Raw genomic sequence first — 25,986 nt, forward strand, 5'->3', positions numbered from 1 at the left:
TTTACGGTGGGTCGATTTCAATATTTCCGATGAGCCGGTCTGTGTTGTGTGTCATCCATTGACTGCGCTCCAGCACGTTATGGGCAATCACCGAATGAGTGGAAGACATGGTGCGGAAGGCAATCGCTTTTTGAGGCGAGAAATTGATGATATTATTCCTCAGCACTCGTGCTGAGACGGTCTGGTCCAGAAAAATCGCTGTCGGCTGTCCGATGGAACGATTTAAATAAAAGCGGTTATCTCCGATTTGGGGTGAACCGTTTTTAATATACATCACCACATATAAGGATGTTTCTTCAAAGGAATTATCTTTAATTTCTAAAGGTCCTGTGGTGTTGCTGTATACGGCGTAGTTTTGATACTGTTTAAAGCGATTCCGCCAAATGAGAGCCTTTGCATTTCCTGTGACACTGATCGTATAAGAAGACGTAAGCTCTGATACTCCTTCTTGAATAAAGTGATTGCCGTTAATCCCCGCTTCTCCACCCTGCACCCATATCCCTCTGCTGAATTCCTTGAATTGATTATGTCGAATCAGGATATTTGTTCCTCTGACAATTGCTGCATCGATGACAGAGTAGATGGTATTGTTTGAAAAGACAATGCTATCTGATTGATAAATCCGAAGCGATGCACTTCTGAGCCGTGTGTTTGTCCCTGACTCAATATGATTTCCTTCTATTAAAATACGATTCGCCATATATACGGACACAGCCGCATCTTCGAAAAGACTGATTTTATTCCCTGTGATGTGCACGCTGTCTCCCCTTACGTCAATGCCCTTTTCAAACCCTTCAATCATATTGCCAATAATAATGACATTGTTTTCCGTTTGATCAAGCGAGACACCTAAGCTCGTAATCCCTGCTTTTGTCACGCCCCCTCCCACTGCACGAATCAAATTATTTGCGATGATCGTTTCAGTGGCGAAGCCATAGGAGATACTGCTGTCCGTTTGATTGCCTTCAATGATCACACCATAGCCGTTGAAGTTATAAATGGCGCTTGCTACCCCGCCTCTCACAATGTTGTTTCGGATTTGAATATTCAGCGGTTCCTCCAGATTGGTCGCATTTTCTCCATATCCTTCAATATCAATCCCCATTTTTGGCTCGACCCCGTTGACCCCTGCTCTTTCAATTAAACAATCCTCAACAATGACCCCGTCACAGCCTGTAATGGAAATATTGTTCCTCCTTGAATCCGTGATGGTGCAGCCAGAAATATGAATAGACGAAGCAGGTGAGTACGATTCGATATGGGTCAATAAACCATGAGGACTGACAATGATGCCGTCTCCCGTACAATTTTGAATCTGTACATGATGCACATTCACATGGGAAGCACCTTCGATACACACACCAAAACCCCATTCATGGGTTTTTCTTTCAGAAGGGAGTGACTTGTACACATGCGTATCCCGGTCTCCTTCAATCCGTCCGCCTCGAATGGTCACATGCTGAACTTTTCCTATATAAAATGCCGCATATCCCCATGAATCATTTGGTTTTACTTTGATCACGGCATCTGATGCCATATCAATACAAATATGGCTAGGCACCCGTATGCCGGCATTCCGAAAAGGAAAAAATGGATCACCTCTGTACACCGCATCTATTACATACGTACCACTCGGCAGCCAGACGTGGGAGTAGCCTTGTGCTTTTGTCCATTCTAGGCATTCGTTCAGCTTCGCCGTACAGTCCGTTTTCCCGTCTGCAATCACGCCAAAGTCTAATACATTGACAATGGGCTTCTTCAGATCAGATTCATTCAATTCCCCCAACCAAACCCCTCCTTTTTTCACATGTTCTCTCGTCATCCTATGCATGCGAAAAAGGTTTGCTTGTACATTACTTAAAATTTTAGATAAATTCTTTCGAAATAATTTTCCGATGATTTTTATTTGATTGAATTTTTTAATTTTTTGAGTCTTTTCGCCTATTGAACTAACATTTTCCTGTTTTAGAATAGTTTTATATTGACACAAGAACTATACAAGAATATCATTTTTCTCATATCTCTTTTTTTAAGAAAGGATCTATGCCATGTCTACAATTGACCACGATAAAATTGTTAAAAGTGTTCCACAAAAAGGTTTTTTTGGACACCCTAAAGGACTTTACACACTGTTTTTCACTGAATTTTGGGAGCGTTTTTCTTATTATGGCATGCGTGCACTTCTCATCTATTATATGTACACAGAGGTGACAAAAGGCGGTCTTGGCTTTGACCAGACGACAGCCAATTCGATCATGTCTGTTTACGGTGCCCTTGTCTACATGTCAGGAATTATTGGCGGATGGCTCGCCGACCGGGTATTCGGTTCATCTAGTACGGTCTTTTATGGCGGGGTTTTCATTATGCTTGGTCATGTGATTTTGGCACTGCCAAGCGGAGTAACAGCACTTTTTATTAGTATGGGGCTGATTATTATTGGGACAGGTCTTCTAAAGCCGAACGTTTCAAACATTGTCGGTGACCTGTATACAAAAACGGACCCTCGCAGAGATTCTGGTTTTAGTATTTTCTACATGGGGATCAACATGGGTGGTTTTATTGCCCCATTAATTGTCGGAACACTCGGTCAAAAAGTGAATTTCCATCTTGGTTTCTCACTTGCTGCCGTTGGTATGCTTATTGGACTCATTACGTTTGTGATCACGAAAAAGCCGAATCTTGGGCTTGCCGGCACTTATGTGACAAATCCACTAACAGCTACTGAACGCAAGAACTTCAAAATTTTCGGAACATTGATTGTGATTGTTCTCGTTGTTTTTGCTGTCATTGGCATCCAAACAGGAGCGCTCACCATTAATCTATTCACTTGGTTTGTCAGCGTCCTTGGTGTACTCATTCCGATTGTTTATTTTATTGTGATGTATTTTAGTAAAAAAACGAGCACAGTGGAGCAATCCAGGGTACTCGCTTATATTCCATTATTCTTAGCTGCGGTCATGTTCTGGGCGATTCAAGAACAAGGCTCAAACATTTTAGCCACATATGCAGACCAACGAACCAATCTGAATTTCCTTGGAATGACACTAGCCTCTTCGTGGTTCCAATCCTTGAACCCGATCTTTATTGTGCTGCTGTCACCAGTATTTGCTTGGTTATGGATCAGACTCGGTAAAAAACAGCCGTCTACCCCGGTTAAGTTCTCACTTGGTCTACTGTTTGCAGGGTTATCCTTCATCATCATGATCATTCCTGCATACATGTCTGGTCCAAATACACTTGTAAGCCCAATATGGCTCGTCCTCAGCTTCTTCCTAGTTGTGATTGGAGAGCTTTGCTTATCACCAGTTGGGCTGTCAGCCACAACAAAGCTTGCACCTGCTGCCTTTTCAGCGCAAACCATGAGCCTTTGGTTCCTTTCAAATGCGATGGCACAGGCGATCAATGCACAGGTGGTCAAACTGTTTGATAAAGTGCCAGAAACCGTCTATTTCGGGATCATCGGCCTCATCGCCATCGTTTTATGTGTTGTCATGCTTCTGTTTACACCGGTGATTAAGAAAGCGATGAAAGGTGTTCATTAATAAAAAACTGGACATGAAGTACTCATGTTCAGTTTTTTATTTTATTTATTCATAATAATCCTTCATTTTTTCAGCATCTTCATTATGGAATATAATATGATGGATCCATCAGCAGTAAAAGGGAACAAATTCACAAGGTTTAATATACAAATAAATGCAAATGCATTCCAGTATATACTGATATCATAGTATAATAAGAGCCCACCACTAATCGGTAAAATAATATTAGGTGCTACTGAAATGACAAAAATATGAAGATATTTTTTATCATTTAGGTATGAAACACTAGCTCCAAATATATTAAGCTTCAGCCCTAATATCTTCTTTTGAAATTTTTTTATCAACAACAAATGAATAGCTTCATGGATTATAAGCACACTCATCAATATAAGATAAAAAAGGATAAACCCTTTTATAAATAAAATCATGTTTTCCATACTTTATTTCGTTGTTTTTTTAGACTTTATAATAGCAAATAGCGCAATAATAAAAAGAATATATATCATATATATAATTAAAATTTGAGATGTAAATGAAAAATTCGTATACAATTCTTCTTTATTCATTGTCATATCAATTTTCAGCCCTAATTTTGACATATATACGCCAGTCTCATCAATAGAAAAAAGAGTCGTTATATAATCAATTAAAAAAGCAACTAAATATAAAATTGTACCTAAAAATATCCACCTAGGCAGTCTCATCTAAATAACTCCTTTCCAACAAATAATATTTAACTGAGAATAGCAACAAATATACAGAGACAAAAATAAGCACACTATTTGAAATTAGGTAAAGTCCTACAGCCATTACAATACATAGTACAGAAGCAGAGAACTCATTTAAAGAACTCTTATTTTTCGGAAATATAATACTCATTATCAGCCCTGCTTCAAATAAAATGACACCATAATAGAGACTTTTTACGAAATCACCTGATAACATCAATGATGTGATTACAAGTGGGAAATTGATTATTAAATTCATAAATGTTGTAATAAAAGATTCTTTTAAAGAAGTTATCCCAAAAAAAGAATTCATTTTGCGATATGATACAGTTGTATTAAAATATCTAATAGATGAAAATGAAATAATAGGATATATGTATGCAAGTGTAGTCAATGAAATGAGGATATTTTTAGTATCAAAAAGGGATAATACAAAGACTAAAAATACTACACCTAAAAGCCTTATAGTTAATTTACTCCTAATAGTTCCGAGTATAATTAAATTTAATTTATTCATTTTCATATTAAAAGGCAATTTTAAAATATAAAAATCATTAGTAGTATATATATCATTATCAATCTTTGTGTGTAGATAATGGATACATAGCACAAATAGAGCAATTAAAATACTTAAAATAAGCATGAACTTAACCACTAAGACATGATCAATAATCATATTAAATGTCTGAAATTTCATGTCAATTCTAAAACGAAAAGAGAAATAATAAAGGAAAAGAAACAACACTAATAACCCATTATTTATATTAAAAAAATTTAACCTAACAAGTCGACTTAAAGAATAAAAAATTAAATAATAAAAACAGATACTTGCAACGAATAAAAGCTGGCAATATATCAAAATTAAAAAATTTAATCCTATACTATAGTGGAATAACCTCAACATAGGGATCATTATTGCAAAAACAATTAAAAAAGACCAATAACTTAATAATAGTTTGAAAATAACGCTACCAAACCATATACTCCCTTTTTCAAAAGGAAGGATCTTTAGCAGAAATTGCATTTTTTTTGTAAGAGAGAAGGATAGGGTTACAATTAAATAAATAACACCAGTGATAATAATGATCATATTAGTTAGACTAGAGAACAACGAGTTTCTCAGTTCATTAGAAACTTCATTCCTGTTTATAAAAATTTTATTTAATTCAGTCATATTTAAATAGAAATACATGATATAAACAGCTAAGATAAGACCTAATAACAGATATCTATTATGCCTTTTTTTGAAAATATTATTTGATAATAAATTATGACAAATCTCATTAAGCAAGACTTTTGTTACGAGAAATGAATCCATCAATTTTTTCATAGTATTTTTGTAATTCTCCATTATTTATTACGATCCCTTCAATTTCTCCAACGTTCTTAATAGTGCTCAAGGTGCCTTTGCTCAGTAAATAAACATTGGCCTGTTCGTTACGCATAATAAAATCCATGTTATGTGAAATTAAGATGAATTTTCTGAGTGCAGAGTATTTTTTTATTAAATACTCTGTCAATAAATAGCTTTCATAATCGAGTCCATTAAATACTTCATCCGCCAATACATATTCAACTTCTAAAGCCAAAGCAATCCCTATTTGTAATTTCTTTTTCATACCATAAGAATAATTGCTAATTTTTTCGTCTAAAAATGATGTCAGATGATACATTTCAGTAATAAACTCAAATAATTTCTTATTTACATCCCTATATCTCCTAAAAATAAAATCAGCATATTCATTACCAGACAGATATTCAGGCAAATAAAAGTCAGATGGTATATAGAACATTTTAAGTTTTGCTTCTTTTTCCTTTCTGCTAACTGAATTAATTTTTATATCTCCTTTTTGAAAGGACGTTATATCGCATATACAATTTAGAAGTGTAGTTTTTCCTGACCCATTTACTCCAACAATGATATCGATTCCTTTAGAATCAAACGTTATACTTAAGTTATTCAGAACAGGGCTACCATTATAGTTTTTTTCTAATTCATTTATAGTAATCATTTTTATCATTCCTATTTTTGATTAATAGCGATTTTGAAGAACAGCATATATACTAATTTATTTTGCGTTACAGCCTATCCCGATATCCCAAACCTTTGGCCAATTCCACTTAACTTTACCAGAGAAACTGTAGCCTTTACTTGTACAATAAAATGCATAAGCAATACCCGAAAGTAATGCTATTAAAATAATAACCCATACTATCCATTTATTTTCAATAACGTTCTTATGTTTCTCATTTAAATAAGATCCCATTTTATATAGGCCAGACATTAATTTATTCTCAATTTTACTAATGACAAACACTTTATTCTCTCCTAACTGCTGTTCTCCAAAATACAAGATAATATTAATTTTATTATATGGAAAATTCAAGGTTGTTTTACAATTTTAAGGTTATTTTAATCTATTATTCTTAAAGATCACCCTTTCCTCGATCCATTATTTCAATAATTATTAAGTCCAATAGACTGATTGAATATGAAATTTTCCCAATTGATCACAAGAAAAAAACACCTTCAGATTTATATCAGAGGTGTTTTAAAATATCTCATACTCACATATTTAGTATTTCTTTTTTGATCTTAAAACCGAATCTCATCTTCTCCGTGGATTTGCAGCTTGAGCGGTTCACTTTTCGCCTGATGCTTTTTCACATAGCGGTGATAGACGACATACCCAATGATCATAAGCGGTACGCCGACATATAGCCCAATCCGCTGCTCCGCATCAAAGGCAAGGCTGATTAACACAATCGAGTTTAGCGTGATGGCAATGATCGGCAGTACCGGATAAAGAGGGGTTTTAAATTTTAAGTTTTCCAGCTTGCCGCCTGCTTTCACATATCTTCTGCGGAAAAGCAGCTGTGATAATGTAATTGTAATCCAGCCGGTCTGGGCACTCATGCCGGCGATAGACACAATCCAGGCAAAGACGGTTTTCTCTGCAAAAAAACCAGATAATAGCGAAATACCTGTAAATAGAAAGGTAAGCAGCAGCGCATTCATTGGGATACCGCGCTGATTGACTCGTCTAAACGCCTTCCCTGCCATTCCTTCCTTCGATAAGGAGTACAGCATTCTTGTCGAAGCATACAGACCAGAGTTCGCCACAGATAATAAAGCAATGATAATGACAAAGTTCATGATATCTGCCGCATAAGGAATGCCCGTTCTCTCAAATACGGTCACAAATGGACTTTGCAGCACACTCGCTTCTTTCCAAGGCACCATGCCCGCTAAGACAAAAATAGATAAAACGAAAAAGACAAGGGTGCGCCAAACCGTCTGATGAATCGAACGAGGCACGGTTTTCTCTGGATTTTCACTTTCTCCTGCCGCAATCCCGATCAGCTCCGTTCCTTGAAACGAAAAATTCACCGTGATCATCGTGACGACAACGGCCAGCAAGCCATTCGGAAACAGACCGTCACTCACAAAATGACTAAAGTAAGGAGCTGGTTCCCCGCTCGTCGTTTGAATAAAACCAAACATCGCCGCTCCGCCTACGCCAATAAATAGTAAGATGGCAACAATCTTAATGGTTGAAAAGAAAAACTCCGACTCCCCGAACGCTTTTGCTGACCTGGCATTTAATAAGAACAAACACAGCCCAAATATGAGACACCAAATCCACACATCCACTTGTGGAAGCCAGCGTCTCATCAGCTGCCCTGCTGATAAAAATTCCAGCGCCACAGTGGCTGCCCAGCCAAGCCAATAAATCCAGCCAACAGCAAAGCCTGCGGCAGGACTGACAAATTTGGTCGCATACGTATGAAACGACCCCGACACAGGAAGCGCGACTGACAGCTCTCCAAGACACAGCATGGTTAAATACATGATCAATCCGCCCACAATATAGGAAAGAACAGCTCCAACTGGCCCTGCTTGTCCAATCGTATAGCCTGTTCCAAGGAAAAAGCCTGTCCCAATGACACCGCCAAGAGAAATCATAAATAAATGGCGGGAGGTCATCGCCCTTTTCAATTGTTCGGGCTGATTTTGTCCAACATCCACAATGATGCCCTCCTTCTTCTAAGATGTTCTGTTATCAAAACATGTCTCCATGTGATTATTCCATTTTCAAAACAACCTACTAATTATACATCTTTTATAATAAATATGCTTCCTTCTAACGTCACTGTCACAAAGTCTTTATTTTAGTAATGTTCGCACAACTCAAAGAAGATCCTCACCTTGAAAGTGATATTTCTGCTCCATGAATACCTAAATATAAAAACCAGTGTGCGTCTGTTGAAGACTTTCACACTGGTCTGTAGTTTATTTTTCTATTCATCTGTTTTGCAGAAGCCCTCTGACAAGAAGGAAATGGAGAATATCATAGAAGTGTCTTTTTCTTTCGTGTACCTGTCATAGCAATGATAAACAAAGCCATTGTGATTTTTTTCAACTTTCATCCCTGACCCTCGATCATGATAACCAGGCATTCTTTCCTCTTCCCAGATATTGAATAAATTCATAGTACCTCCAACACAAGTAACCATGTGTTCATCATTTTCTGTATTCTCCCAAAATATCAAAGTAGAGACTTTATCGCCCCCTACAATAAAACCATTTTCTGATAAAAGAACAATTCCCTGTCTACGTGAAGACGCTGTATGATGGATTTTAACTTGTATCGACTGCTCATTTGAAAAATGAACCACATCCGTTTTCATCACTTGATCTAATTGGCCATCTACCTCTTGGAACTCCTTCTCTTTTTTAATTCGCATGCATTTGTCGCTCCTCATTACTTTTTTTATGATCATTGTGATTTTTCAAAGTTACTTTCAACAAATAAATCAAAAGAAAACATGGCAGACAAATAATAGCCATTCCTAAGAATGCATAGGAAGGAGATATAGAAAATAAGTACCCGCTCACTATGGTTAACAGACCGTTACCAAGACTTAATCCTAAAGCTGCGTACAGCCCGTGAGCATATGGGAAAAATTGATTTTTTATATGCCTATCTAGGTATTTCATAAAGGCCACTTGAGTAAGGCCAAACGTAAAGGCATGAAGTAGTTGAGACAGGATGAAAATGAAAACATTCCCGAAAAGGAAGAGCGACATCCATCTTACAATTGATGCTGTTACACTAAACATCAATAAAGTGGTCACTGAACCTTTTTTAAACAACGAATCCGAAATAAAAAAGAAGACAATTTCTGCAATGACCGCTATTAACAAAAGAAATCCTATATATTCTGGCCGTACCCCTAAATTGCCTAAAAAAAGCACAGCGTAACTGTAATATGCAGCATGCGCAGACTGTAAGATGACACAAAGAAGCAGAACAAACACAAAGGACTTTGACTGAAATAGTTTTTTTATGCTCATTCCCGCTGGGTCATTTTTTTCTCGCAAGGTACTAGGAGCTCGTAAAGAAGCCAATAAGGCAAATAACAGCAGCCCCCCAATCATCACATAAATAATGACTCTTTCTCCCAATATGGAGATCATAATCCCCATAAGTAGCAATGCCACAATGTATCCAAAAGAGCCAAAGGATCTGCTGCGCCCATAAGCAATCTCTCCTTTCTTCATCAGTCTAGAGGCCATCGCTTCATGCATAGCTAAAGGCATTGGATAGAGAAGACTAATGAAGAACGTGGTCACAATGACCGCTAAAAAGCTATTTGCCGGTATAAGAAGAACAAAGAGGAGCACCGATAAAAAAACCACCCATTGATTTAAACGAGCCAAGCCCATATACTGACTTGCCAAAGGAAATAGAAAAAAGGTGGTCATCGCTCGGGTCAGTAATCCAATCGCAATAATTATGCCGGCTTGATCAGGTGAAAAGTTCTTATCTGCAACAAGCCAAATCGACCAATAGGGAACAAATATACCAAATGTGAAAAAGAATCCAAAAAACTGCATAGACATCCATTTGTTAGCATTCATACTCTCTCTGCCGATCTGACTTTATTCAATTGTACTTTTATGAACTCACTCATGTGTTGAAAACAGCGATCTTTAGAGGGAGCTTTAAAAGCCTCTGAATATGGGTTGGCGAATCCATGTCTTCCCTCTACCATCATCACATGAACTCCTTTCTTTTTCTCCAAAACACTTACAATTTCCCTAGGTTTAAAAGCATTTTCAATGGTCGGAAAAAACAACAACGTTTCACATTTAGGCGAAATCGTCATATAATCTCTTATCCTGGAACCATAGAACCCGATGACTCCAGTAAATAAACCATCATATCGACTACATAGCCAAGCGACTGTTGCTCCCACACTGAAACCTAATGCAAAAAGACAGACACTCTTATCTTTCGCTTTTAATTCTCTTGCTAAATGAAGGACTTTGTCGACTGATCGGTCAAAACCTACTTCTTTCATAAAATAGCGATACGCATCGCCTTCACTATCACGACCAAATGGTTTGATTTGACCTAATAGCTCAGGACAATAGACTTCAAAACCAGCCCTTTCAAAATGTTTGATCGTAGTCTCCATGTGATCATTTATGCCATAAATCTCATGTATCAAGATGATGACGGGTTTTTGATGTAATGTTTGCAAATGTCCATCATTCCCTTCTTAAGAGTGCAAAACAAGAAGACTTTCCCCACTCTTAATTCCTCTTCACCTTTACTTCCATGTGTAAAATACCTGTAAATGTAGGGTTAGAAGTCCATTCTGGATTTTCAAGATCATATAAAGGCTGTATATCAGGACAACGTGAAATGACTTCTTTTAATATTTCCATAATTTCCGCACGAGCAAATGCTGCTGCGATACATGTGTGATACCCCCCGCCAAAGGCCATATGACGAAACCCCTTTCTTGTGATATCCATTTTGTCAGGATGTTCGAAAACTCTTTCATCTCTTCCAGCAGATGCCAAGAAAAAGTAAACAGAATCGTTCTTCCTAATTTGCTTACCATGCAACTCAATATCTGAGGATGCATGTCTGACAATATATTGGATGGGGCCTTCTAACCTCATTGTTTCATCTAAAACTTTAGGTAATAATGACATATCCTTTTTCAACATTTTGAGGATCTCTGGATTCTTAAATAACAAATGTAGCGAGTTACTGAGAACAAACTGCGGAATTTTATGCCCACCAAAAATGAGATGCATCGTCTGGGCAATTAATTGATCATCTGTTAACTCACCATTAACACCCGGTGTCTCAGAAATAAGCCGACTTAACAAATCATTCTTCTTCTCTTTTCTTCTCTCAGCTATAGCATTTGATAAATACGCATAAATCTCTTTCACACTTCCTCTGACTTGTTCGCTTATTTCTTTACTAGGTACATGAGATACAACAAAGTTTTGCATAAAAAGAGCAATATCATCAGACCATTTGATAAACTTATCTACTTCTGTTCCTGGAATACCAAGCATTTTACAAAGAACCATCGCTGGGATAGGATGTGCGATTTCTTCTACGAAATCAAATGATTCTGTGTGGCTCTCAAGAACACGGTCAATAATTGTAGCAACAATTTTTTTAATTTCAGGAGTGATCAGTTCAATTTCATTTACTAAAAACGCACGATTCATATACCCCCTTAGCTCTGTATGGTCAGGACGGTCATGATAAACCATCCATGTTTTAATGATGTCAATGATATCTTTAAAGTGCTGATCTTCACCTTTTTCTAGGTTATTCATCTTTAAAGGAATAACTTGACTAGAAATAAACCGATCACCTGGAAGGTTTGTGGTCATGTCAGCATGCCTTGTGATGAACCAAGACTTCATCTCTTCATTCCAACACACAGGGGCTTCATTTCTTAATTGCTTATAAATGTCATATCGCCGTTCAAAATATTCATTACTATACAAACTCAACTGTTCCACACTCTGTTCTGTCTTCAATTTCAACATCATCCCTTCTGTTTTCACATACAAAATTTTCGATTCATTTTTGAGATTGGTGGAAATATGACAACTTTCTCTTCTCATCAGTCTGGGGCATATAAAAAAACCAAGATAAAAAGAACCTGCCACCATCGCTGAATAGCGTGAGAAGTTCTACCTGATCTTGGTCTTAAAGAATGTATGATTGAAACGATTCACAGAGGCTTTTAGTTAGAGGAATCTAACAATATAAAATGTTATAGTTCCTGTCATTTTTCCTATAAGTAAGATTAAGTAGCAATCTTCTCGTAGTCTAATTCTTTACGGGAATTAGGTAGAGACTCTCAGACCATATTTCTGAAGGTATACGAGTATTGCTGCCTACATCAAATTCGAATCGAATGTAAAAAAATACAATAAAATACTTTATTTTTACATTTTTATCATAGCATATTTGACTCTGAAATGGTTCAAAAAATGATTACATTTTTCAAATATCTTGACGATCATTTCGCTATTTGCTCGATTTTAGTTTGATCTCTCTTTTAATTCGGGTATATGGATAGCGGCATTAGTTGGCCTATTTCTTACTAGAAGGCTGTAACAGCAGGCATAAAGTTGGTGAGATTCGCTCAAGCTAGTTTCAAATGCTTTACTTTTAGGTTGCTTCTCTGTAAGATCATATGTTGTAAATACCAACAAGAAAAGTGGGGAATAAAATGAAAAAGATGTTGTTTGCCATTATTTTAGGCGCTTGTGTTGCATTGATCACAGCATGTGGATCAGCTGCAAATGACAACGCTAATAAACAATCTGAGTCTAAGGAATCAGGTGACCTTTGGAAATCTATAAAGGATAAAGGCGTCTTAACAATAGGGACAGAAGGTACTTATGCTCCTTTCACATTCCATGACAAAAAGACAGATAAATTAACTGGCTATGATGTTGAGGTTATCACAGAAGTAGCTAAACGCCTTGATTTAAAACCAGAATTCAAAGAAACTCAATGGGACAGCATGTTTGCTGGACTGAATTCTAAACGTTTTGACGTGATAGCAAACCAAGTTGGTAAAACTGGACGTGAAAATCAATATGATTTCTCTGATAAATACACAACGTCTCAAGCCATTGTTGTGACAAAATCGGATAACAACGACATCAAGAAACTTTCTGATGTGAAAGGCAAAAAAGCAGCACAATCATTAACAAGTAACTACAATAAACTTGCAACAGATGCTGGTGCGAAGATTGAAGGCGTCGAAGGTCTTGCACAATCCATTCAATTGATTCAGCAAGGACGTGCTGATCTGACATTCAATGACAAGCTGGCTGTCTTGAATTACTTGAAAACAAGCGGGAACAAAAACCTAAAAGTTGCATTTGAAACAGGAGATCCTCAAGAAACTTATTTTGCCTTCAGAAAAGGCAGCGGCGAAGTCGTTGACAAAGTGAATGGCGCACTAAAAGAAATGAAGAAAGACGGTACACTTGCTAAGATTTCTAAGAAATGGTTTGGTGAAGATGTTACAAAGTAATACCCTAGGAGTCGTCATTCCTTGGGATCTTCTTCAGCAATCTTTTTGGCCAATGGTGATGCAGGGAATTTATTATACAATTCCCTTAGCCATCATTGCCTTTATCATTGGTCTTTTTATCGCACTTGTAACAGCTCTTGCTAGAATGTCTAAAATCAAAGCGCTCAGATGGATTTTTTCCATTTATGTGTCGGCTGTTCGTGGAACGCCGCTTTTTGTGCAATTGTTTATTATTTTCTATTTCTTTCCGACCTTTAATATCACACTTGATCCATATCCAAGTGCCATTATCGCTTTTTCATTAAACGTAGGTGCGTATGCGTCGGAAATCATCCGGGCATCCGTCCTTTCTGTTCCAAAAGGGCAATGGGAAGCGGGTTATTCGATCGGGATGACCCATCGCAAAACGCTCGTCCGTGTGATTTTACCGCAGGCAGTGCGTGTATCCATTCCGCCGCTGTCTAATTCATTTATTAGCTTAGTGAAGGACACATCCCTTGCCTCCCAAATCCTCGTGGCAGAGATGTTCCGTAAATCACAGGAAATTGCTGCGGCAAACTTGGATCAAATCTTATTTATTTATATGGAAGCCGCCCTGATCTATTGGGTATTCTGCTTCATTCTATCACTCGTGCAGCACCGCATTGAAAAACGACTCGATCGATATGTCGCAAGGTAAGGAGGGAACGACATGCTAACAGTCAAAGGCTTAAACAAATCCTTTGGTGAAAATGAGATTTTAAAGTCAATAGATTTTACGATCAACAAAGGGCAGGTTGTGGCCATCCTTGGTCCATCAGGTTCAGGAAAAACAACGATGCTTCGCTGTTTAAATGCACTTGAAATACCAAATGGCGGCTCCTTTACCTTCGATGATTTCTCGATTGATTTTTCTAAAAAAAATAAACAAGCTGATTTGCTCAAGCTTCGCCGGAAGTCAGGCATGGTGTTTCAAGATTATCATCTGTTTCCACATCGCACTGTTCTTGAGAATGTGATGGAAGGTCCAGTCCAAGTCCAGCGCCGTCCGAAAGAAGCGGTGCGAAAAGAAGCGATTCAGCTCCTGCAAAAGGTAGGACTTGAGGATAAAAAAGATTTGTATCCCTTCCAGCTGTCAGGCGGTCAAAAGCAGCGTGTCGGCATTGCCCGTGCACTTGCCATTCAGCCAGAGCTTATGCTTTTTGATGAACCAACCTCTGCACTTGATCCTGAGCTTGTCGGTGAGGTCTTAAAGGTCATGAAGGATCTGGCCAAAGAAGGCTGGACGATGGCGGTGGTCACACATGAAATCAAGTTTGCCCAAGAAGTGGCGGACGAAGTGATTTTTATTGATGGAGGCGTGATCGTCGAACAAGGTCCTCCTGAAGAAATCTTCAAACGGCCAAAGGAAGAACGAACAAAGCAATTTTTAAACCGGATTTTGAATCCAGTATGATGAAAAAGGCTGTTCTCATGTGATGAGAACAGCCTTTTTTTATATCTCTTTTTGCAGGCGAAGCGCCAATAAGTCTTGAAGGAGCAGTCTCGCTCCCTCTGGGCTGACAACTACTCCGCCTGACAGCGCCTTATTGGAACAGGTGACTTGCCCTGTGACGATACAAGGCTTATCCTGCCAATAAGGTTTTATCACAATGCGACCTTCTTCTTGATAGATTTCTATAAAGTCTTGCGGTCGAATTTTTAATCGTTTTCTAACATCTGTCGGAAGGACAACTCTCCCGAATTTATCTATATGCCTTACATAGTCTTCATTTATCAAATTGACCCCCTCCTGCATCTATAGATACTATATGGACGATCACCTCCTTATCGGGCGATCTGCTCGATGGCATGAAAATGAAGGAGCCGCCGCAGGCTGGATCAGTGACTACACACGCTTTCCATATATAATATATCTGTTTGGTGCAGGCCCAATAAAAGAAAAAGGATAACATGTCGTGAGGACAAGTTCTTCTTTTTCATGCTGCAGTGTCACAATACTTGTATCGTCTTTTTTAACAACTTTTGTTTTCTCTATTTCATAAACAAATCGACCGTATGAAAGCTCAATGACAAGCTGATCCCCCTTCACAAGCTCTCCTGTTCGTCTAAATACGGTATCACGATGTCCAGATAACACAATTTGTCCTTGCTCATTAGGGAAATAGCTCTTCTGATAATGTCCAACACCTTTTGCCAAATCATCTGCTGCTGTTCCTTCAACGATCGGCAGCTCAGCCTTTAGTTTTGGAATGTGCAAAAGCCCAATGGTTTCACCAGCCTGCGGCGCAAAAGATGAATCCTTTTGCACCTGATGCTGAACGACTGCTTGAGCAGACTGAAACGATGTCTCTATTTCCCTCTGTCCACCTATCATACCTATATACCCGCCAATCAACAAACAAAAGCCCGCTGTGATCAATACAGTAGAAATGATTTTTTGAAACATGGCGGATTATCCGTTTCTTTTTCTTCTATTCCACACCATTAGAGATGCACCAATGAGAACTAGAGCAAATCCTGCAAGCAGAAGATTGTACATGACGGTTGCAGTATTCGGCAGTGGATGACCAGGTGTTTCAGTGTGAGGCTCAGATGGCTGATCTGGTACAGTCGGCACCTCTGGTTCATGAGGAGGTTCAACTGTTGTCGTGTTTTCTGGTTGATCTGGTTCGTCTACATTCTCGCCCTTCACATCTGCGATATTCGTGATTGTCTGGCCTTCAGCACCTTTGACAACCTTTGCCTCGAACGTCACAGTATGCCAATCGGTATCTTTAATATCGCCAAATTGTCCCGTCACCTTACCTTTTGTATAGTCTCCTTTGTCATCATCTTTAGCATCGCTCACTGTTTGTCCATCTACTTTGAGTGAACCTGTGACATATGCAAGACCTTCTGGCAGCTGATCTGAGATCACTAGATCTTTGATGACACTATCCTCTACACTGTTTTTTGTTTTAATGGTGTAAAGAAGGGTGTCGCCTACTTGCACTTGTTTTTTATCTGTGTTGCCTTCTGCTTTTTGATAAATCTCGGATGTTTTTTCTGATTCAAGTTTTGGATCTCTTGGATCAATTTTTGTTTCCGTTGTCGGCTCATCTGGTGGCGTGTTTTCGCCTGTTACTTTCGCTGTGTTTTGAATGCTTTTACCTGATTGGCCTTTAGCAACCTTCGCTTCAAAAGTAACCGTATGCCAGTCTGTGTCTTTGATATCACCAAATTGACCGGTCACCGTACCTTTTGTGTAGTCTCCGTTGTCGTCATCCTTTGCATCTGTCACTGCTTGTCCATCTACTTTTAATGAACCTTTGACATATGCAAGTCCTTCTGGAAGTTCATCTGAAATGACTAAATCTTTGATGACACTGTCTTCTACACTGTTTTTTGTTTTGATCGTGTAAAGAAGGGTGTCGCCTACTTGTACTTGTTTTTCATCTTTATTGCCTTCTGCTTTTTGAGAGATCTCAGATGTTTTTTCTGATTCAAGCTTTGGATCTCTTGGATCAATTTTCGTTTCTGTTGTCGGTTCGTCTGGCGGGGTATTATCGCCTGTGACTTTGGCAGTGTTTTGAATGGTTTTACCTGCTTGGCCTTTGGTAATTTTCGCTTCAAACGTTACTGTATGCCAATCAGTATCTTTGATCTGACCAAATTGTCCTGTCACCGTACCTTTTGTGTAGTCTCCGTTGTCGTCATCCTTTGCATCTGTCACCGCTTGTCCGTCTACTTTGAGAGAGCCTGAAACATACGCAAGTCCTTCTGGCAGTTCATCTGAAATCACTAGATTTTCAATGAAGCTATCTTCTTCAAGATTCTTTGTTTTAATCGTATAAAGAAGGGTATCTCCTACCTGTGGTTGCTTTTCATCTGTGTTGCCTTCTGCTTTTTTCTGAATAACGGACGTTTTTTCAGACTCTAATTTTGGATCACGAGGATAAATTTCTGTCTTCGTTGTTGGATCATCTGGCGGCGTGTTTTCACCAGTTACTTCGGCAGTATTTTGAATGTTTTGACCAGCTTGTCCCTTTTCAACTGTCACTTCAAACGTCACGGTATGCCAGTCTGTATCCTTGATATCACCGAAATAACCTGTGACCGTTCCATCTGTATAGTCACCGTTATCATTGTCTTTCTCATCTGTGACTGCATTCCCGTCGATTTGAAGTGATCCAGTGACGTACTTTAGCCCTTTTGGTAATTGATCTGAGATTACTAGATTTTCAATGAGACTGTCTTCTATCGTGTTCTTTGTTTGAATTGTATAGAGAAGGGTATCTCCTACTTCTGGATGCTTCTCATCTGTATTGCCCTCTGCTTTTTTCTGCAAGACCGCTGACTTTTCAGATTCAAGCTTTGGGTCACGAGGATAGATTTCTGTATTCGTTGTCGGCTCATCTGGTGGTGTGTTGCCGCCTGTGACGCTGGCTGTATTTTGAATGTCTTTGCCCGATTGACCTTTTTCAACCGTCACTTCAAACGTCACGGTATGCCAATCTGTATCTTTTATGTCACCAAATTGAGCTGAAATGGTTCCGTCTGTGAAGTCTCCATTGTCGTCATCTTTTGCGTCTGTGACTGCCTCTCCATCCACTTGAAGTGAATCCGGCACATACGATAATCCTTCTGGCAGTTCATCTGAGATCACTAAGTTTTCAACGAGACTGTCTTCTATCGTATTCTTTGTTTGAATTGTATAGAGAAGGGTATCTCCTACTTCTGGGTGTTTCTCATCTGTATTGCCCTCTGCTTTTTTCTGCAAGACCGCTGTTTTTTCTGAAGCTAGTTTTGGGTCACGAGGATAGATTTCTATATTCGTTGTCGGTTTGTCTGGTGGTGTGTTACCGCTTGTAACGTTGGCCGTATTTTGAATGTCTTTGCCTGCTTGGCCTTTTTCAACCGTTACTTCAAACGTCACACGATGCCATTTCGCATCTTTCACCTCACCGAACTTTCCAGTAATGATTCCATCTGTCATATCGCCATTATCGTCATCTACTGCATCGGTTACTGGGTTCCCATCTAGTTGAAGTGAATTTGGTACATATGCTAATCCTTGAGGCAGCTGATCAGAAATCACGAGGTCTTCAATCACACTGTCTTCAACAGCGTTACGTGCTTGAATGGTATACAGTAACGTATCCCCTACCTCTGGGTGCTTCTCATCTGTATTACCTTCTGCTTTTTTCTGTAAGACTGCTGATTTTTCTGATTCAAGCTTGGGATCACGAGGATAAATTTCTATGTTTGTTGTTGGTTTATCTGGCGGTGTGTTTTCCCCTTTGACATTGGCCGTATTTTGAATGTCTTTACCCGCTTGACCTGTTCCTACTTTCGCTTCAAATGTGACTGTATGCCAAGCGGTATTTTTCACATCGCCTATTTGACCCGTCACGGTGCCGTTTGTATAGTCACCTTTGTCTTGGTCTTTTGCATCTGTCACGCTTACGTCATCTACCTTAAGGCTACCTGGAACATAGGTTAAGCTGCTCGGAAGGTTATCTGATATGACTAAGTTTTTAACAATACCATATTGAACAGTACTTCTTGCTTTAATTGTATAGAGTAATGTATCTCCCACTTCCGGGTGCTTCTCATCTGTGTTACCCTCTGCTTTTTTCTGTAAGACCACAGATTTTTCTGATTCAAGCTCTGGAGGATATGGATCAAATTCTGGCTTTACTCGTGAAGCTAAGTCATAAGATAATGAATCACCAACAGTGCCCATATAAGTCGTGCTTAATGTTTTTGCATCAAGTGTATACAGAGTAGAATGGCCAATAGATGCATTTAATCCTGACTGCAACAGCATTTGCCCATTTGGCAAAAAGCTGATTCCTCGAACGCCTCCATCAATGCTTTTACCATCCGCACTTTTAATTGGGATCACACGAATGACTTCAGCCGTATCTGGATTCATTTGTGCAATGGCTCCACTCCCATTTGATGCGAACCAAAGATAACCGTCTTTATCAACAACAAGGTCCCCGCCAACACCAGAGCCGATGTCATAGCCGACAATTTTTTTAGACGTTTTTTGCCCAGTTGTTAGATCATATGTTCCAAGGAAGTACTCTCCACCTGAAGAATAAGAGTGTATATATTTTCCATTGTGCACAACTGCATTAGACGCTGCTCCAGCTAAAGCACCTACTTCTTGTGCTTGTCCAGAAGTTGCATTTATTTTATAAAGAACAGGAGTTCCGCTTACTGATGTCGTTGCATACACAACGTTCTCTTGATCATTGACGGCAACACCGTTCACTAAAGTCGAATTGATTCCTTTCACTTGAACACTAGCCTTTACGTTAGTTGGGTTATTCCCATCGAGCTGATAAAGAATTAATGGGCTACTTCCAATCATATAGGAATCTGTGTTGTTCACTACAACCGTTCCTGCAGCCTTTGAGATAGGTGGTGAGACCGTTAATAGATTTCCAACAATCAGCACCAATATAAGAAATAATTGACTCGTTCTTTTTAATATATTCATTCTTTGACCTCCCTTTTTTCTTGGTTCATCGAGTAAAGGTATGTACCAGCTCACCTCCTATACTTTGGTAAAGAATATCAGTAACATTTCAGAACCCTCAACATGACTAAAAGACTATTTTCGACAAAAATAGCCCTTTAGACATATACAACTCTCAACATATGATTCATCTATGTTTTTTCCAACAATGAACGTTTTTTTATCGTGTGATAAATAGTTTATCTAGTCATTCAAACAGGCCTAATAACGCAATTTACATACAACCTCTTCTATTTTATATGAATGAATCTTTAATTGGATAAAGGTTGTTTTTTTGTCAATTTATAATGAATTTTTTTCTTATTCTTATAAAAAAAGTTAATAATTGGTTCGCTTTGTTAAAAAAAACAATCTAAAAGTCTTGCTCCAATTTTTGATGTTTTTCACTCTTTTTATTGAATAAATTCTTTTTTTCGAGTAAGCGATTACAATTGAGCAATGCCATTTAAAGGGGCGTGCGAGTATGTTACGATGAAAATCGAGTGTTTAAGAAAGAAGGGAATGCTTTGAAGCGGGAACATCTTTTACGTTGGTTTTTTTATTTTGTTGGATTGATCGTACTTGCTTTTGGACTATCGCTGACAGTGAAAGGAAAGATTCTTGGGATTGGTCCTTGGGACGCTTTCCATTATGGGCTGTTTCAGCACTTTGGTTTAACCATTGGACAATGGTCCATTCTGATTGGTGCACTGATTGTGACACTGACCTCTGTTTTTACGAAATCATGGCCAAAGGTCGGCGCTTTACTGAACATGGTGCTGATTGGTGTGTTTATTGATTTCTTTAACGCGGTATTACCTGCACCACATGGGTATTTACCTGCTTTATATGTGTTTATGACGGGTGTTGTTGTGTCTGGATATGGCGTTGGCATTTATGTCTCAGCCAATCTTGGCGCCGGGCCAAGAGATTCATTAATGCTGCTCATCTCCGCAAAAACAGGGTTGAACGTACAGTGGGTTCGAAATGGAATTGAGTTAACCGTGCTTGTATTTGCATGGATGCTCGGCGGACCGATCGGTATTGGAACGATTCTGACCGCCATCTTTACAGGACTCGTCCTCCGTTTCTCCTTGCCGCAATCGACACGGCTCTTGCAGCTGCTCATTACAAAAACGGCAGAGAAACCCGTTCAAACCCTTATCCGATAAGAACAAGTCATTCTTCTAAAAGAATGGCTTTTCTTGTGCTAAACTAAATAAACAAATAATTCTTACAATTGGAGTTGATCCTAGGATGCAGCTTTTTCACTATCATTACTGGACACCCTTTGTTGAAGAGACGGAGAAGGCATACACTTCATTAGGCTTTGACGTAAAAAGTCGTTTCACAAAGGAAGGTTCCTTTCATCCTCCGCTGACATGGGATGATTTTAGAGAAAAGAACCCAGTTTTTCGTATCGTTGAAATGAGAAAGGGACAGATCAATGTCACATTTGGGTATAGCAAAAAAGTGATTTTTGATCACATTGGCTTTCTTGTAACTGACGATGAATATCACCAGCTACTAATACAGGCGAAAAAGCAGCATTGGGGAATTCAAACAGGGGAACGAAGAACATTTCTTTCAACACCGATTCGGTTAAGAATTGAATTGCAGCGACGGACAGATGTAATTGAAACGGGAGAGGAAGCACTTAGCGGGATGACAATCGCAGTGCCTGATTTGACTCATACACCTAACGTCGATCAGCTGCTGGACGGTTTGATACAGCCCATCCACTTGGAAAAGGGAGAACGCCTCTCCTTACTGAAAGTGATGATAAAGGATGCAAATTGTAAGAATACCATCGATCCGAACGGTGTTCACGTCCTTAAACAAACATAAAAAAAGCAGCGGAATATGCTGCTTTGCCGATTGGGATCCAAATCAACGTCACATGATCTTGAGAAAGTATATCTCTACCAACGGGATACGTTTCCATTCCCCCAGCATGTTCATATCCTGAGGCGGGAAACCATTCAGTGAACATGCGTGTCCATGTTGAATGAACTGTGTGTTCGACAGGTCCATTTGCTTGAAAAACATTTCTTCAGCTGTAAGCTTTAACCGTCTTTTTCGAATGTATTCTGTACGGGAATTCCCGTTAGCAAATGAAACAGCCGCTGATCATGGCATGTCGACATACAGACGGCCTCCGCCACTTCTTCAATCAGTACAGGCTGATCGAGCCTCTCTTCCATATACTGAATACTGTCCATGATTGTTTGTGCTTTCATTGAACAGGATGCCTGTTTCTCTTTTGCAGAGGTTCCTCCAATGGTACAATAAATGTAAAAAATTGAGGTCCGTTATGGAGATTTTCGCTATCCAATTACAACATTTAGATGAAATCAATGCACGAAAACAAATAGATCAGCTCAAACCCTTTGTGTCATCTGAAAAACGCGCGGCCGCTGAGCGCTTTCGTTTTTTGATAGATGCAAGAAGAACGCTGTTAGGTGAGGTACTGATTCGTCAAATCATTCATGAAATGTACGATCTGCCTATGAAACAGATCACTTTTGAAACGGAAGAAAACGGCAAGCCAGTTGTCCGGCACATTCCTTCTTTTCATTTTAATCTTTCTCACTCTGGCGATTGGGTGGTTTGTGCAGTAGATGATGCGCCTGTTGGTATAGATATTGAAGAGATCAAGCCCATTGATTTAGCCATTGCCAAACGGTTTTTTTCAGCTGATGAATATCAGGATTTACTCTCGCAGCCGGCAGAGCGCCAGGAAGCTTATTTCTTTCATCTTTGGTCAATGAAGGAAGCCTTTATTAAGCTGACTGGAAAGGGATTATCCTATGGTCTTTCGTCCTTTACAGCCCGTCTGTCAGAGGATGGACAGGCTTCTTTGACCTTGCCTGATCATGAAGCTCCTTGTGTGGTTCAAACGTACTCGCTCGACCCTGCCTACCAAATGGCTGTATGTACAAGAAAGCCCGCTGCAGCTGAGAGCGTCGAGATACTCACTTGCAAGGAAATACTGGCCCGCCTTCATAACGTGTGATTTGCTCTTCTTTCTCATGCTAAATGTTAGCTGAAGAATGGGGTTCTTATGACAGGTAGAAATGTAATGTCGGTCGATTGGCTCCTCAGGTAAGACGACAGCACCTGTTTGAAGTCTTGGAAAAATGATTTTTAAGAAGCTTTTTTATTAAATGACTTTCCCAGCCTGATCATATGAATAGATCGGGTCTCTTTTTGTATCGAATTCCAAATCAGCCAAGTAGCCATCCTATGTTTCAGTAATGGCTATTTTCTCATGCTTTTAATAATTTATTCAAAGTGAGCTTTGACATCTTGGCATTTTATAGAAAAAGCGAATCGGTTCCATGTAATTGAACTCACTTTCGTGATGACATTCTTTTTGTTTGTCTTTTTCAATGTCGCTGCGCTTTTTCGCCACTCGGCAAACGATACACTGCCACAGTTTTTCAGTCCATTTACACATCCATCTTTTGTATAGTCTATACTTTTCTTAGGCAATCTATCTCGCTACTCAGAGCGTATTCATCAAATAATGCTCTCTCCCTTCTTGAAGCAGCAAAGGTCAACAATCTGTCTGCCTTTATTACAGTCGCCGCCGGGGTGCTCATCGATTTATACATACCATATCATTGGAAATTTGCTGGTCATTGGCGGGAATGTGGTGAGGAAGGAGAATTCATAAAGAAAAAGACACTCGTTTGACGGTGTCTTTTTTTATTGGCTGGAGAATTGTTTTTTTGTTGTGTGCTCAATGACATGCCTAATGTATTCTGCAATAATAACTATTAAGTACATATATTTCTCAATTCTCTATCTTCTTGTAACTAACCTGTGAAAATGTGAATGAGAAACCCTGTTGTTATGAAAACATGGAAAAACTCATTTGTTTATTGATCAACTTCTTGTTTACTAGTTGCCAAAACACAAAATAGTTTTTATGTCAAAATCAAAATTTACATTCAAATCCAAATTAGTTAAATACAGTATAAAAAACCTATTTATTATAAATCCTTTTTTTGTATAATACAGGTATATCAAGGGAGGGGGTGGAAAATATGGAAATGAGTTTAAAAAATAGATTTTTTGCAATTTTAGGCTTGAGTCTTATTTTCACTTTAACTTTAACAACTATGGTTTTATTGACTCTTGAACCAGTTACACCATTTGCAAATCTAGTAGCTAACTATCCTCAAATACCTACTTGGGCATTGACTTCAGTTAGTGCAATCCTTAATGCAGCTGGTACAGTTGGTGCTATCGCTGCAGTTTTAGGTACTTTTGGACTCGGCGCCATTGCTTCTCTAGTAATTAGTTATGCTAGAAAATATGGAGTTAAATACGCTATTGCTTTCTAATTTTTAAATAGAGAAGGTGTAAATACCTTCTCTTTACAATTATAAAATGGAAGTGTTGTAAATGCATAAATACTTAACATACACAAAGATTTTATTAATCAATGATTTTAGAAATCATAAACGTAATAATGCTCTCATTTTTGCATTTTTTTCTTTCTTATACATAATTGCCCCTCTATTACTAGGAATTTTGTCTGCTTATTTTGTTAAAAATTTGCCAATTATCTATATATCAATATTCATTATAATATTAACAATAAATCTTGATAAAAGTTTGATGAGAATTCTCTTTTCTAAAGATAAAAAACAGATGGCTATTTTAAAAATAAATCTTGATCAATACATTTTCGCCAAAGACATGAGCAAGTTTTTCAGTATTATTGTTAGCTTGTTATTCCTTTTTTTGGGATCTTTTTTAACAAATATACTTATAAACGGGTATGATAAATCTATTACATTAGCAGTGTTGGGCGGTACTGCCTTTATTTTAGGCTACCTACTTAGACTACATTTCTTGTTAGTACTTTCAAACCCTAGATTTTTTTCCATTTCATCAACAATTGGGTATATAACTACAGGCCTTATTGCACTTTGGGTATTCACAGTATTCAATTTTAACTTATTAAATAACCCGCTACCTATAAACTCGATTTATATCATTTTAACATTTGTTTTAATTAGTATTTTATTGATACTTAATTGGAACAAAAACATTCGTAATGTGCCAATTTTTCATTTCCAGAGAAAAACAAAAAAAATAAAAACAAGAAAATCCAGAAAATTCGATCATATTTTCCTTTATGAGACTATACTTTTATTGAGAAATCCACCTATACAGTGGTCTGTTTTACTATTTATATTAACAATATCTGGAGGTTTATTTGGTTTAATTCTATATGGTGTTCATACAAACCAGCTTGAAACACTAAATATAGAAAACGATTTTTTATTTATTTTTAGTGTTATTTTTCCAATGATTTTAATATCGAACGCAATACAACCTTACGTCTCATTCGATATAGATGGTCCAATTCTCCCGTTAAAACAGAAATTACCTAATTTGGTCATCAATAAAATAAAAGCTAAAATAACTTTATCTATCATACTTCATTTGTTTTTTTGTATTCTGTATACCATATTTTCTACTTTTACTATACAGTTAGACCAACCATTTTTCGTTGTTATTACTCTAATAAACACAAGCTTTTTAATAGCTACTTGTACTGTTGGTACGACTGTTTTATTTCCTTATTTCAAATGGGAATATGTATATCAAGTTCCAAGTTCTCTTAGTAAATTGACCTTAAATATTTGCTACGGGTTTATTTTAGCTTTATCAGTTATCTCCTCATATAGCACAATTTATTTCATTGTGACAAACACAGTTATGATTGCAAGTACAATTATAATAATATTTTTAACACTTTCATTTTGGAATAAAACAATTAATAAGAATTACAAATCGTTTAAAACATTATTTGAGTGAGGGATTT

General features: G+C 38.1%; 24 protein-coding genes and 1 riboswitch. Of the genes, 9 read left to right on the plus strand and 15 right to left on the minus strand.

Going from position 1 to position 25,986, the window contains the following annotated elements:
• Window position 1: 1 nt before the first annotated feature.
• Window positions 2–1,786, minus strand: coding sequence for a right-handed parallel beta-helix repeat-containing protein (locus tag BK049_RS06145; protein ID WP_083381090.1), 1,785 nt, complete (start codon window positions 1,784–1,786; stop codon window positions 2–4).
• A gap of 262 nt (window positions 1,787–2,048) precedes the next feature.
• Between BK049_RS06145 and BK049_RS06150 the strand changes: the two genes are divergently transcribed.
• Entirely contained in the window at window positions 2,049–3,542 is a 1,494-nt protein-coding gene (locus BK049_RS06150; RefSeq protein WP_071168089.1) for a peptide MFS transporter, read from the plus strand.
• A 62-nt stretch (window positions 3,543–3,604) separates the two neighbouring features.
• Here the strand turns inward: BK049_RS06150 and BK049_RS20225 are convergent, their stop codons facing one another.
• From BK049_RS20225 to BK049_RS06200, 9 genes are all read right to left on the minus strand, one after another.
• Entirely contained in the window at window positions 3,605–3,979 is a 375-nt protein-coding gene (locus tag BK049_RS20225; RefSeq protein WP_145939395.1) for a metalloprotease family protein, read from the minus strand.
• Between the two features lie 253 nt (window positions 3,980–4,232).
• Window positions 4,233–4,913 (minus strand): hypothetical protein, encoded by a 681-nt coding sequence (locus BK049_RS19715; protein WP_237739200.1) that lies wholly within the window; start codon window positions 4,911–4,913, stop codon window positions 4,233–4,235.
• Window positions 4,914–5,553: 640 nt separating this feature from the next.
• Window positions 5,554–6,282 (minus strand): ATP-binding cassette domain-containing protein, encoded by a 729-nt coding sequence (locus tag BK049_RS06170; RefSeq protein WP_008357620.1) that lies wholly within the window; start codon window positions 6,280–6,282, stop codon window positions 5,554–5,556.
• 57 nt (window positions 6,283–6,339) lie between these two features.
• On the minus strand, window positions 6,340–6,588 hold the full coding sequence (locus tag BK049_RS06175; RefSeq protein ID WP_008357622.1) for a hypothetical protein: 249 nt from the start codon (window positions 6,586–6,588) through the stop codon (window positions 6,340–6,342).
• Between the two features lie 278 nt (window positions 6,589–6,866).
• Window positions 6,867–8,300: an amino acid permease gene (locus tag BK049_RS06180; protein ID WP_083381091.1), complete on the minus strand. Its 1,434-nt coding sequence runs from the start codon at window positions 8,298–8,300 to the stop codon at window positions 6,867–6,869.
• A 272-nt stretch (window positions 8,301–8,572) separates the two neighbouring features.
• Window positions 8,573–9,019 carry a hypothetical protein gene (locus BK049_RS06185; RefSeq protein WP_083381092.1) on the minus strand — a complete coding sequence of 149 codons (447 nt, stop codon included), beginning with the start codon at window positions 9,017–9,019 and terminating at the stop codon, window positions 8,573–8,575.
• Complete coding sequence (locus BK049_RS06190) at window positions 9,009–10,196, minus strand: MFS transporter (RefSeq protein ID WP_008357628.1); 1,188 nt, start codon at window positions 10,194–10,196, stop codon at window positions 9,009–9,011. The genes BK049_RS06185 and BK049_RS06190 overlap by 11 nt, the downstream gene beginning before the upstream one ends.
• The gene (locus BK049_RS06195) at window positions 10,193–10,822 is read right to left on the minus strand and encodes a dienelactone hydrolase family protein (protein ID WP_071168093.1); all 630 of its coding nucleotides are present in this window, start codon (window positions 10,820–10,822) and stop codon (window positions 10,193–10,195) included. Before BK049_RS06195 ends, BK049_RS06190 begins: the two co-directional genes overlap by 4 nt.
• A 52-nt stretch (window positions 10,823–10,874) precedes the next feature.
• Complete coding sequence (locus BK049_RS06200; protein WP_034738804.1) at window positions 10,875–12,143, minus strand: cytochrome P450; 1,269 nt, start codon at window positions 12,141–12,143, stop codon at window positions 10,875–10,877.
• 262 nt (window positions 12,144–12,405) lie between these two features.
• Window positions 12,406–12,507: riboswitch (purine riboswitch) on the minus strand.
• 328 nt (window positions 12,508–12,835) lie between these two features.
• Here BK049_RS06200 and tcyA point away from each other — a divergent pair.
• From tcyA to BK049_RS06215, 3 genes are read left to right on the plus strand one after another with little or no spacing between them, the layout of a single operon-like run.
• The gene (gene tcyA / locus BK049_RS06205) at window positions 12,836–13,651 is read left to right on the plus strand and encodes a cystine ABC transporter substrate-binding lipoprotein TcyA (RefSeq protein ID WP_008357634.1); all 816 of its coding nucleotides are present in this window, start codon (window positions 12,836–12,838) and stop codon (window positions 13,649–13,651) included.
• Window positions 13,638–14,330, plus strand: coding sequence for an amino acid ABC transporter permease (locus BK049_RS06210; RefSeq protein WP_008357636.1), 693 nt, complete (start codon window positions 13,638–13,640; stop codon window positions 14,328–14,330). Before tcyA ends, BK049_RS06210 begins: the two co-directional genes overlap by 14 nt.
• A gap of 12 nt (window positions 14,331–14,342) precedes the next feature.
• Complete coding sequence (locus BK049_RS06215) at window positions 14,343–15,086, plus strand: amino acid ABC transporter ATP-binding protein (protein WP_071168094.1); 744 nt, start codon at window positions 14,343–14,345, stop codon at window positions 15,084–15,086.
• 39 nt (window positions 15,087–15,125) lie between these two features.
• Here the strand turns inward: BK049_RS06215 and BK049_RS06220 are convergent, their stop codons facing one another.
• From BK049_RS06220 to BK049_RS06230, 3 genes are all read right to left on the minus strand, one after another.
• Window positions 15,126–15,410 carry an AbrB/MazE/SpoVT family DNA-binding domain-containing protein gene (locus tag BK049_RS06220; protein WP_008357640.1) on the minus strand — a complete coding sequence of 95 codons (285 nt, stop codon included), beginning with the start codon at window positions 15,408–15,410 and terminating at the stop codon, window positions 15,126–15,128.
• Between the two features lie 108 nt (window positions 15,411–15,518).
• Window positions 15,519–16,079, minus strand: a complete 561-nt coding sequence (locus BK049_RS06225; protein ID WP_008357642.1) for a class D sortase — start codon at window positions 16,077–16,079, stop codon at window positions 15,519–15,521.
• A 6-nt stretch (window positions 16,080–16,085) separates the two neighbouring features.
• Window positions 16,086–20,123: an isopeptide-forming domain-containing fimbrial protein gene (locus BK049_RS06230; RefSeq protein WP_071168096.1), complete on the minus strand. Its 4,038-nt coding sequence runs from the start codon at window positions 20,121–20,123 to the stop codon at window positions 16,086–16,088.
• A 545-nt stretch (window positions 20,124–20,668) separates the two neighbouring features.
• On the opposite strand from BK049_RS06230, the gene BK049_RS06235 reads away from it, so the two are divergent.
• Together BK049_RS06235 and BK049_RS06240 are read left to right on the plus strand one after the other, a co-directional pair.
• Window positions 20,669–21,313 (plus strand): YczE/YyaS/YitT family protein, encoded by a 645-nt coding sequence (locus BK049_RS06235; protein ID WP_008357646.1) that lies wholly within the window; start codon window positions 20,669–20,671, stop codon window positions 21,311–21,313.
• Between the two features lie 85 nt (window positions 21,314–21,398).
• The gene (locus tag BK049_RS06240; protein WP_071168097.1) at window positions 21,399–21,989 is read left to right on the plus strand and encodes a hypothetical protein; all 591 of its coding nucleotides are present in this window, start codon (window positions 21,399–21,401) and stop codon (window positions 21,987–21,989) included.
• Here the strand turns inward: BK049_RS06240 and BK049_RS19720 are convergent.
• Both BK049_RS19720 and BK049_RS19725 read right to left on the minus strand, forming a co-directional pair.
• A complete protein-coding gene (locus BK049_RS19720) occupies window positions 21,976–22,134 on the minus strand; it encodes a GyrI-like domain-containing protein (protein ID WP_237739201.1) in 159 nt (52 codons plus the stop codon). The genes BK049_RS06240 and BK049_RS19720 overlap by 14 nt on opposite strands.
• Before the next feature lie 73 nt (window positions 22,135–22,207).
• Window positions 22,208–22,381 (minus strand): hypothetical protein, encoded by a 174-nt coding sequence (locus BK049_RS19725; RefSeq protein WP_232532074.1) that lies wholly within the window; start codon window positions 22,379–22,381, stop codon window positions 22,208–22,210.
• Between the two features lie 74 nt (window positions 22,382–22,455).
• On the opposite strand from BK049_RS19725, the gene BK049_RS06245 reads away from it, so the two are divergent.
• The 3 genes from BK049_RS06245 (at window position 22,456) to BK049_RS06255 (ending at window position 25,979) form a co-directional block, all read left to right on the plus strand.
• Window positions 22,456–23,157 (plus strand): 4'-phosphopantetheinyl transferase family protein, encoded by a 702-nt coding sequence (locus tag BK049_RS06245; RefSeq protein WP_071168098.1) that lies wholly within the window; start codon window positions 22,456–22,458, stop codon window positions 23,155–23,157.
• A 1,036-nt stretch (window positions 23,158–24,193) separates the two neighbouring features.
• On the plus strand, window positions 24,194–24,493 hold the full coding sequence (locus BK049_RS06250) for a hypothetical protein (protein ID WP_071168099.1): 300 nt from the start codon (window positions 24,194–24,196) through the stop codon (window positions 24,491–24,493).
• 61 nt (window positions 24,494–24,554) lie between these two features.
• Window positions 24,555–25,979, plus strand: a complete 1,425-nt coding sequence (locus BK049_RS06255; protein WP_071168100.1) for a hypothetical protein — start codon at window positions 24,555–24,557, stop codon at window positions 25,977–25,979.
• The last annotated feature ends 7 nt before the right edge of the window (window positions 25,980–25,986 follow it).

The sequence above is a fragment of the Bacillus xiamenensis genome, from assembly GCF_001857925.1.
Taxonomy (GTDB): domain Bacteria; phylum Bacillota; class Bacilli; order Bacillales; family Bacillaceae; genus Bacillus; species Bacillus xiamenensis.

What these genes read in the sequence shown, in the direction of transcription:
- BK049_RS06150 (WP_071168089.1), top strand. Translation starts at nt 2,049, where the DNA reads ATGTCTACAATTGACCACGATAAAATTGTTAAAAGTGTTCCACAAAAA.
- BK049_RS20225 (WP_145939395.1), bottom strand. Translation starts at nt 3,979, where the DNA reads ATGGAAAACATGATTTTATTTATAAAAGGGTTTATCCTTTTTTATCTT.
- BK049_RS19715 (WP_237739200.1), bottom strand. Translation starts at nt 4,913, where the DNA reads ATGCTTATTTTAAGTATTTTAATTGCTCTATTTGTGCTATGTATCCAT.
- BK049_RS06170 (WP_008357620.1), bottom strand. Translation starts at nt 6,282, where the DNA reads ATGATTACTATAAATGAATTAGAAAAAAACTATAATGGTAGCCCTGTT.
- BK049_RS06185 (WP_083381092.1), bottom strand. Translation starts at nt 9,019, where the DNA reads ATGCGAATTAAAAAAGAGAAGGAGTTCCAAGAGGTAGATGGCCAATTA.
- BK049_RS06190 (WP_008357628.1), bottom strand. Translation starts at nt 10,196, where the DNA reads ATGAATGCTAACAAATGGATGTCTATGCAGTTTTTTGGATTCTTTTTC.
- BK049_RS06200 (WP_034738804.1), bottom strand. Translation starts at nt 12,143, where the DNA reads ATGTTGAAATTGAAGACAGAACAGAGTGTGGAACAGTTGAGTTTGTAT.
- tcyA (WP_008357634.1), top strand. Translation starts at nt 12,836, where the DNA reads ATGAAAAAGATGTTGTTTGCCATTATTTTAGGCGCTTGTGTTGCATTG.
- BK049_RS06210 (WP_008357636.1), top strand. Translation starts at nt 13,638, where the DNA reads ATGTTACAAAGTAATACCCTAGGAGTCGTCATTCCTTGGGATCTTCTT.
- BK049_RS06215 (WP_071168094.1), top strand. Translation starts at nt 14,343, where the DNA reads ATGCTAACAGTCAAAGGCTTAAACAAATCCTTTGGTGAAAATGAGATT.
- BK049_RS06225 (WP_008357642.1), bottom strand. Translation starts at nt 16,079, where the DNA reads ATGTTTCAAAAAATCATTTCTACTGTATTGATCACAGCGGGCTTTTGT.
- BK049_RS06230 (WP_071168096.1), bottom strand. Translation starts at nt 20,123, where the DNA reads ATGAATATATTAAAAAGAACGAGTCAATTATTTCTTATATTGGTGCTG.
- BK049_RS06240 (WP_071168097.1), top strand. Translation starts at nt 21,399, where the DNA reads ATGCAGCTTTTTCACTATCATTACTGGACACCCTTTGTTGAAGAGACG.
- BK049_RS19720 (WP_237739201.1), bottom strand. Translation starts at nt 22,134, where the DNA reads ATGTTCACTGAATGGTTTCCCGCCTCAGGATATGAACATGCTGGGGGA.
- BK049_RS19725 (WP_232532074.1), bottom strand. Translation starts at nt 22,381, where the DNA reads ATGAAAGCACAAACAATCATGGACAGTATTCAGTATATGGAAGAGAGG.
- BK049_RS06245 (WP_071168098.1), top strand. Translation starts at nt 22,456, where the DNA reads ATGGAGATTTTCGCTATCCAATTACAACATTTAGATGAAATCAATGCA.
- BK049_RS06250 (WP_071168099.1), top strand. Translation starts at nt 24,194, where the DNA reads ATGGAAATGAGTTTAAAAAATAGATTTTTTGCAATTTTAGGCTTGAGT.
- BK049_RS06255 (WP_071168100.1), top strand. Translation starts at nt 24,555, where the DNA reads ATGCATAAATACTTAACATACACAAAGATTTTATTAATCAATGATTTT.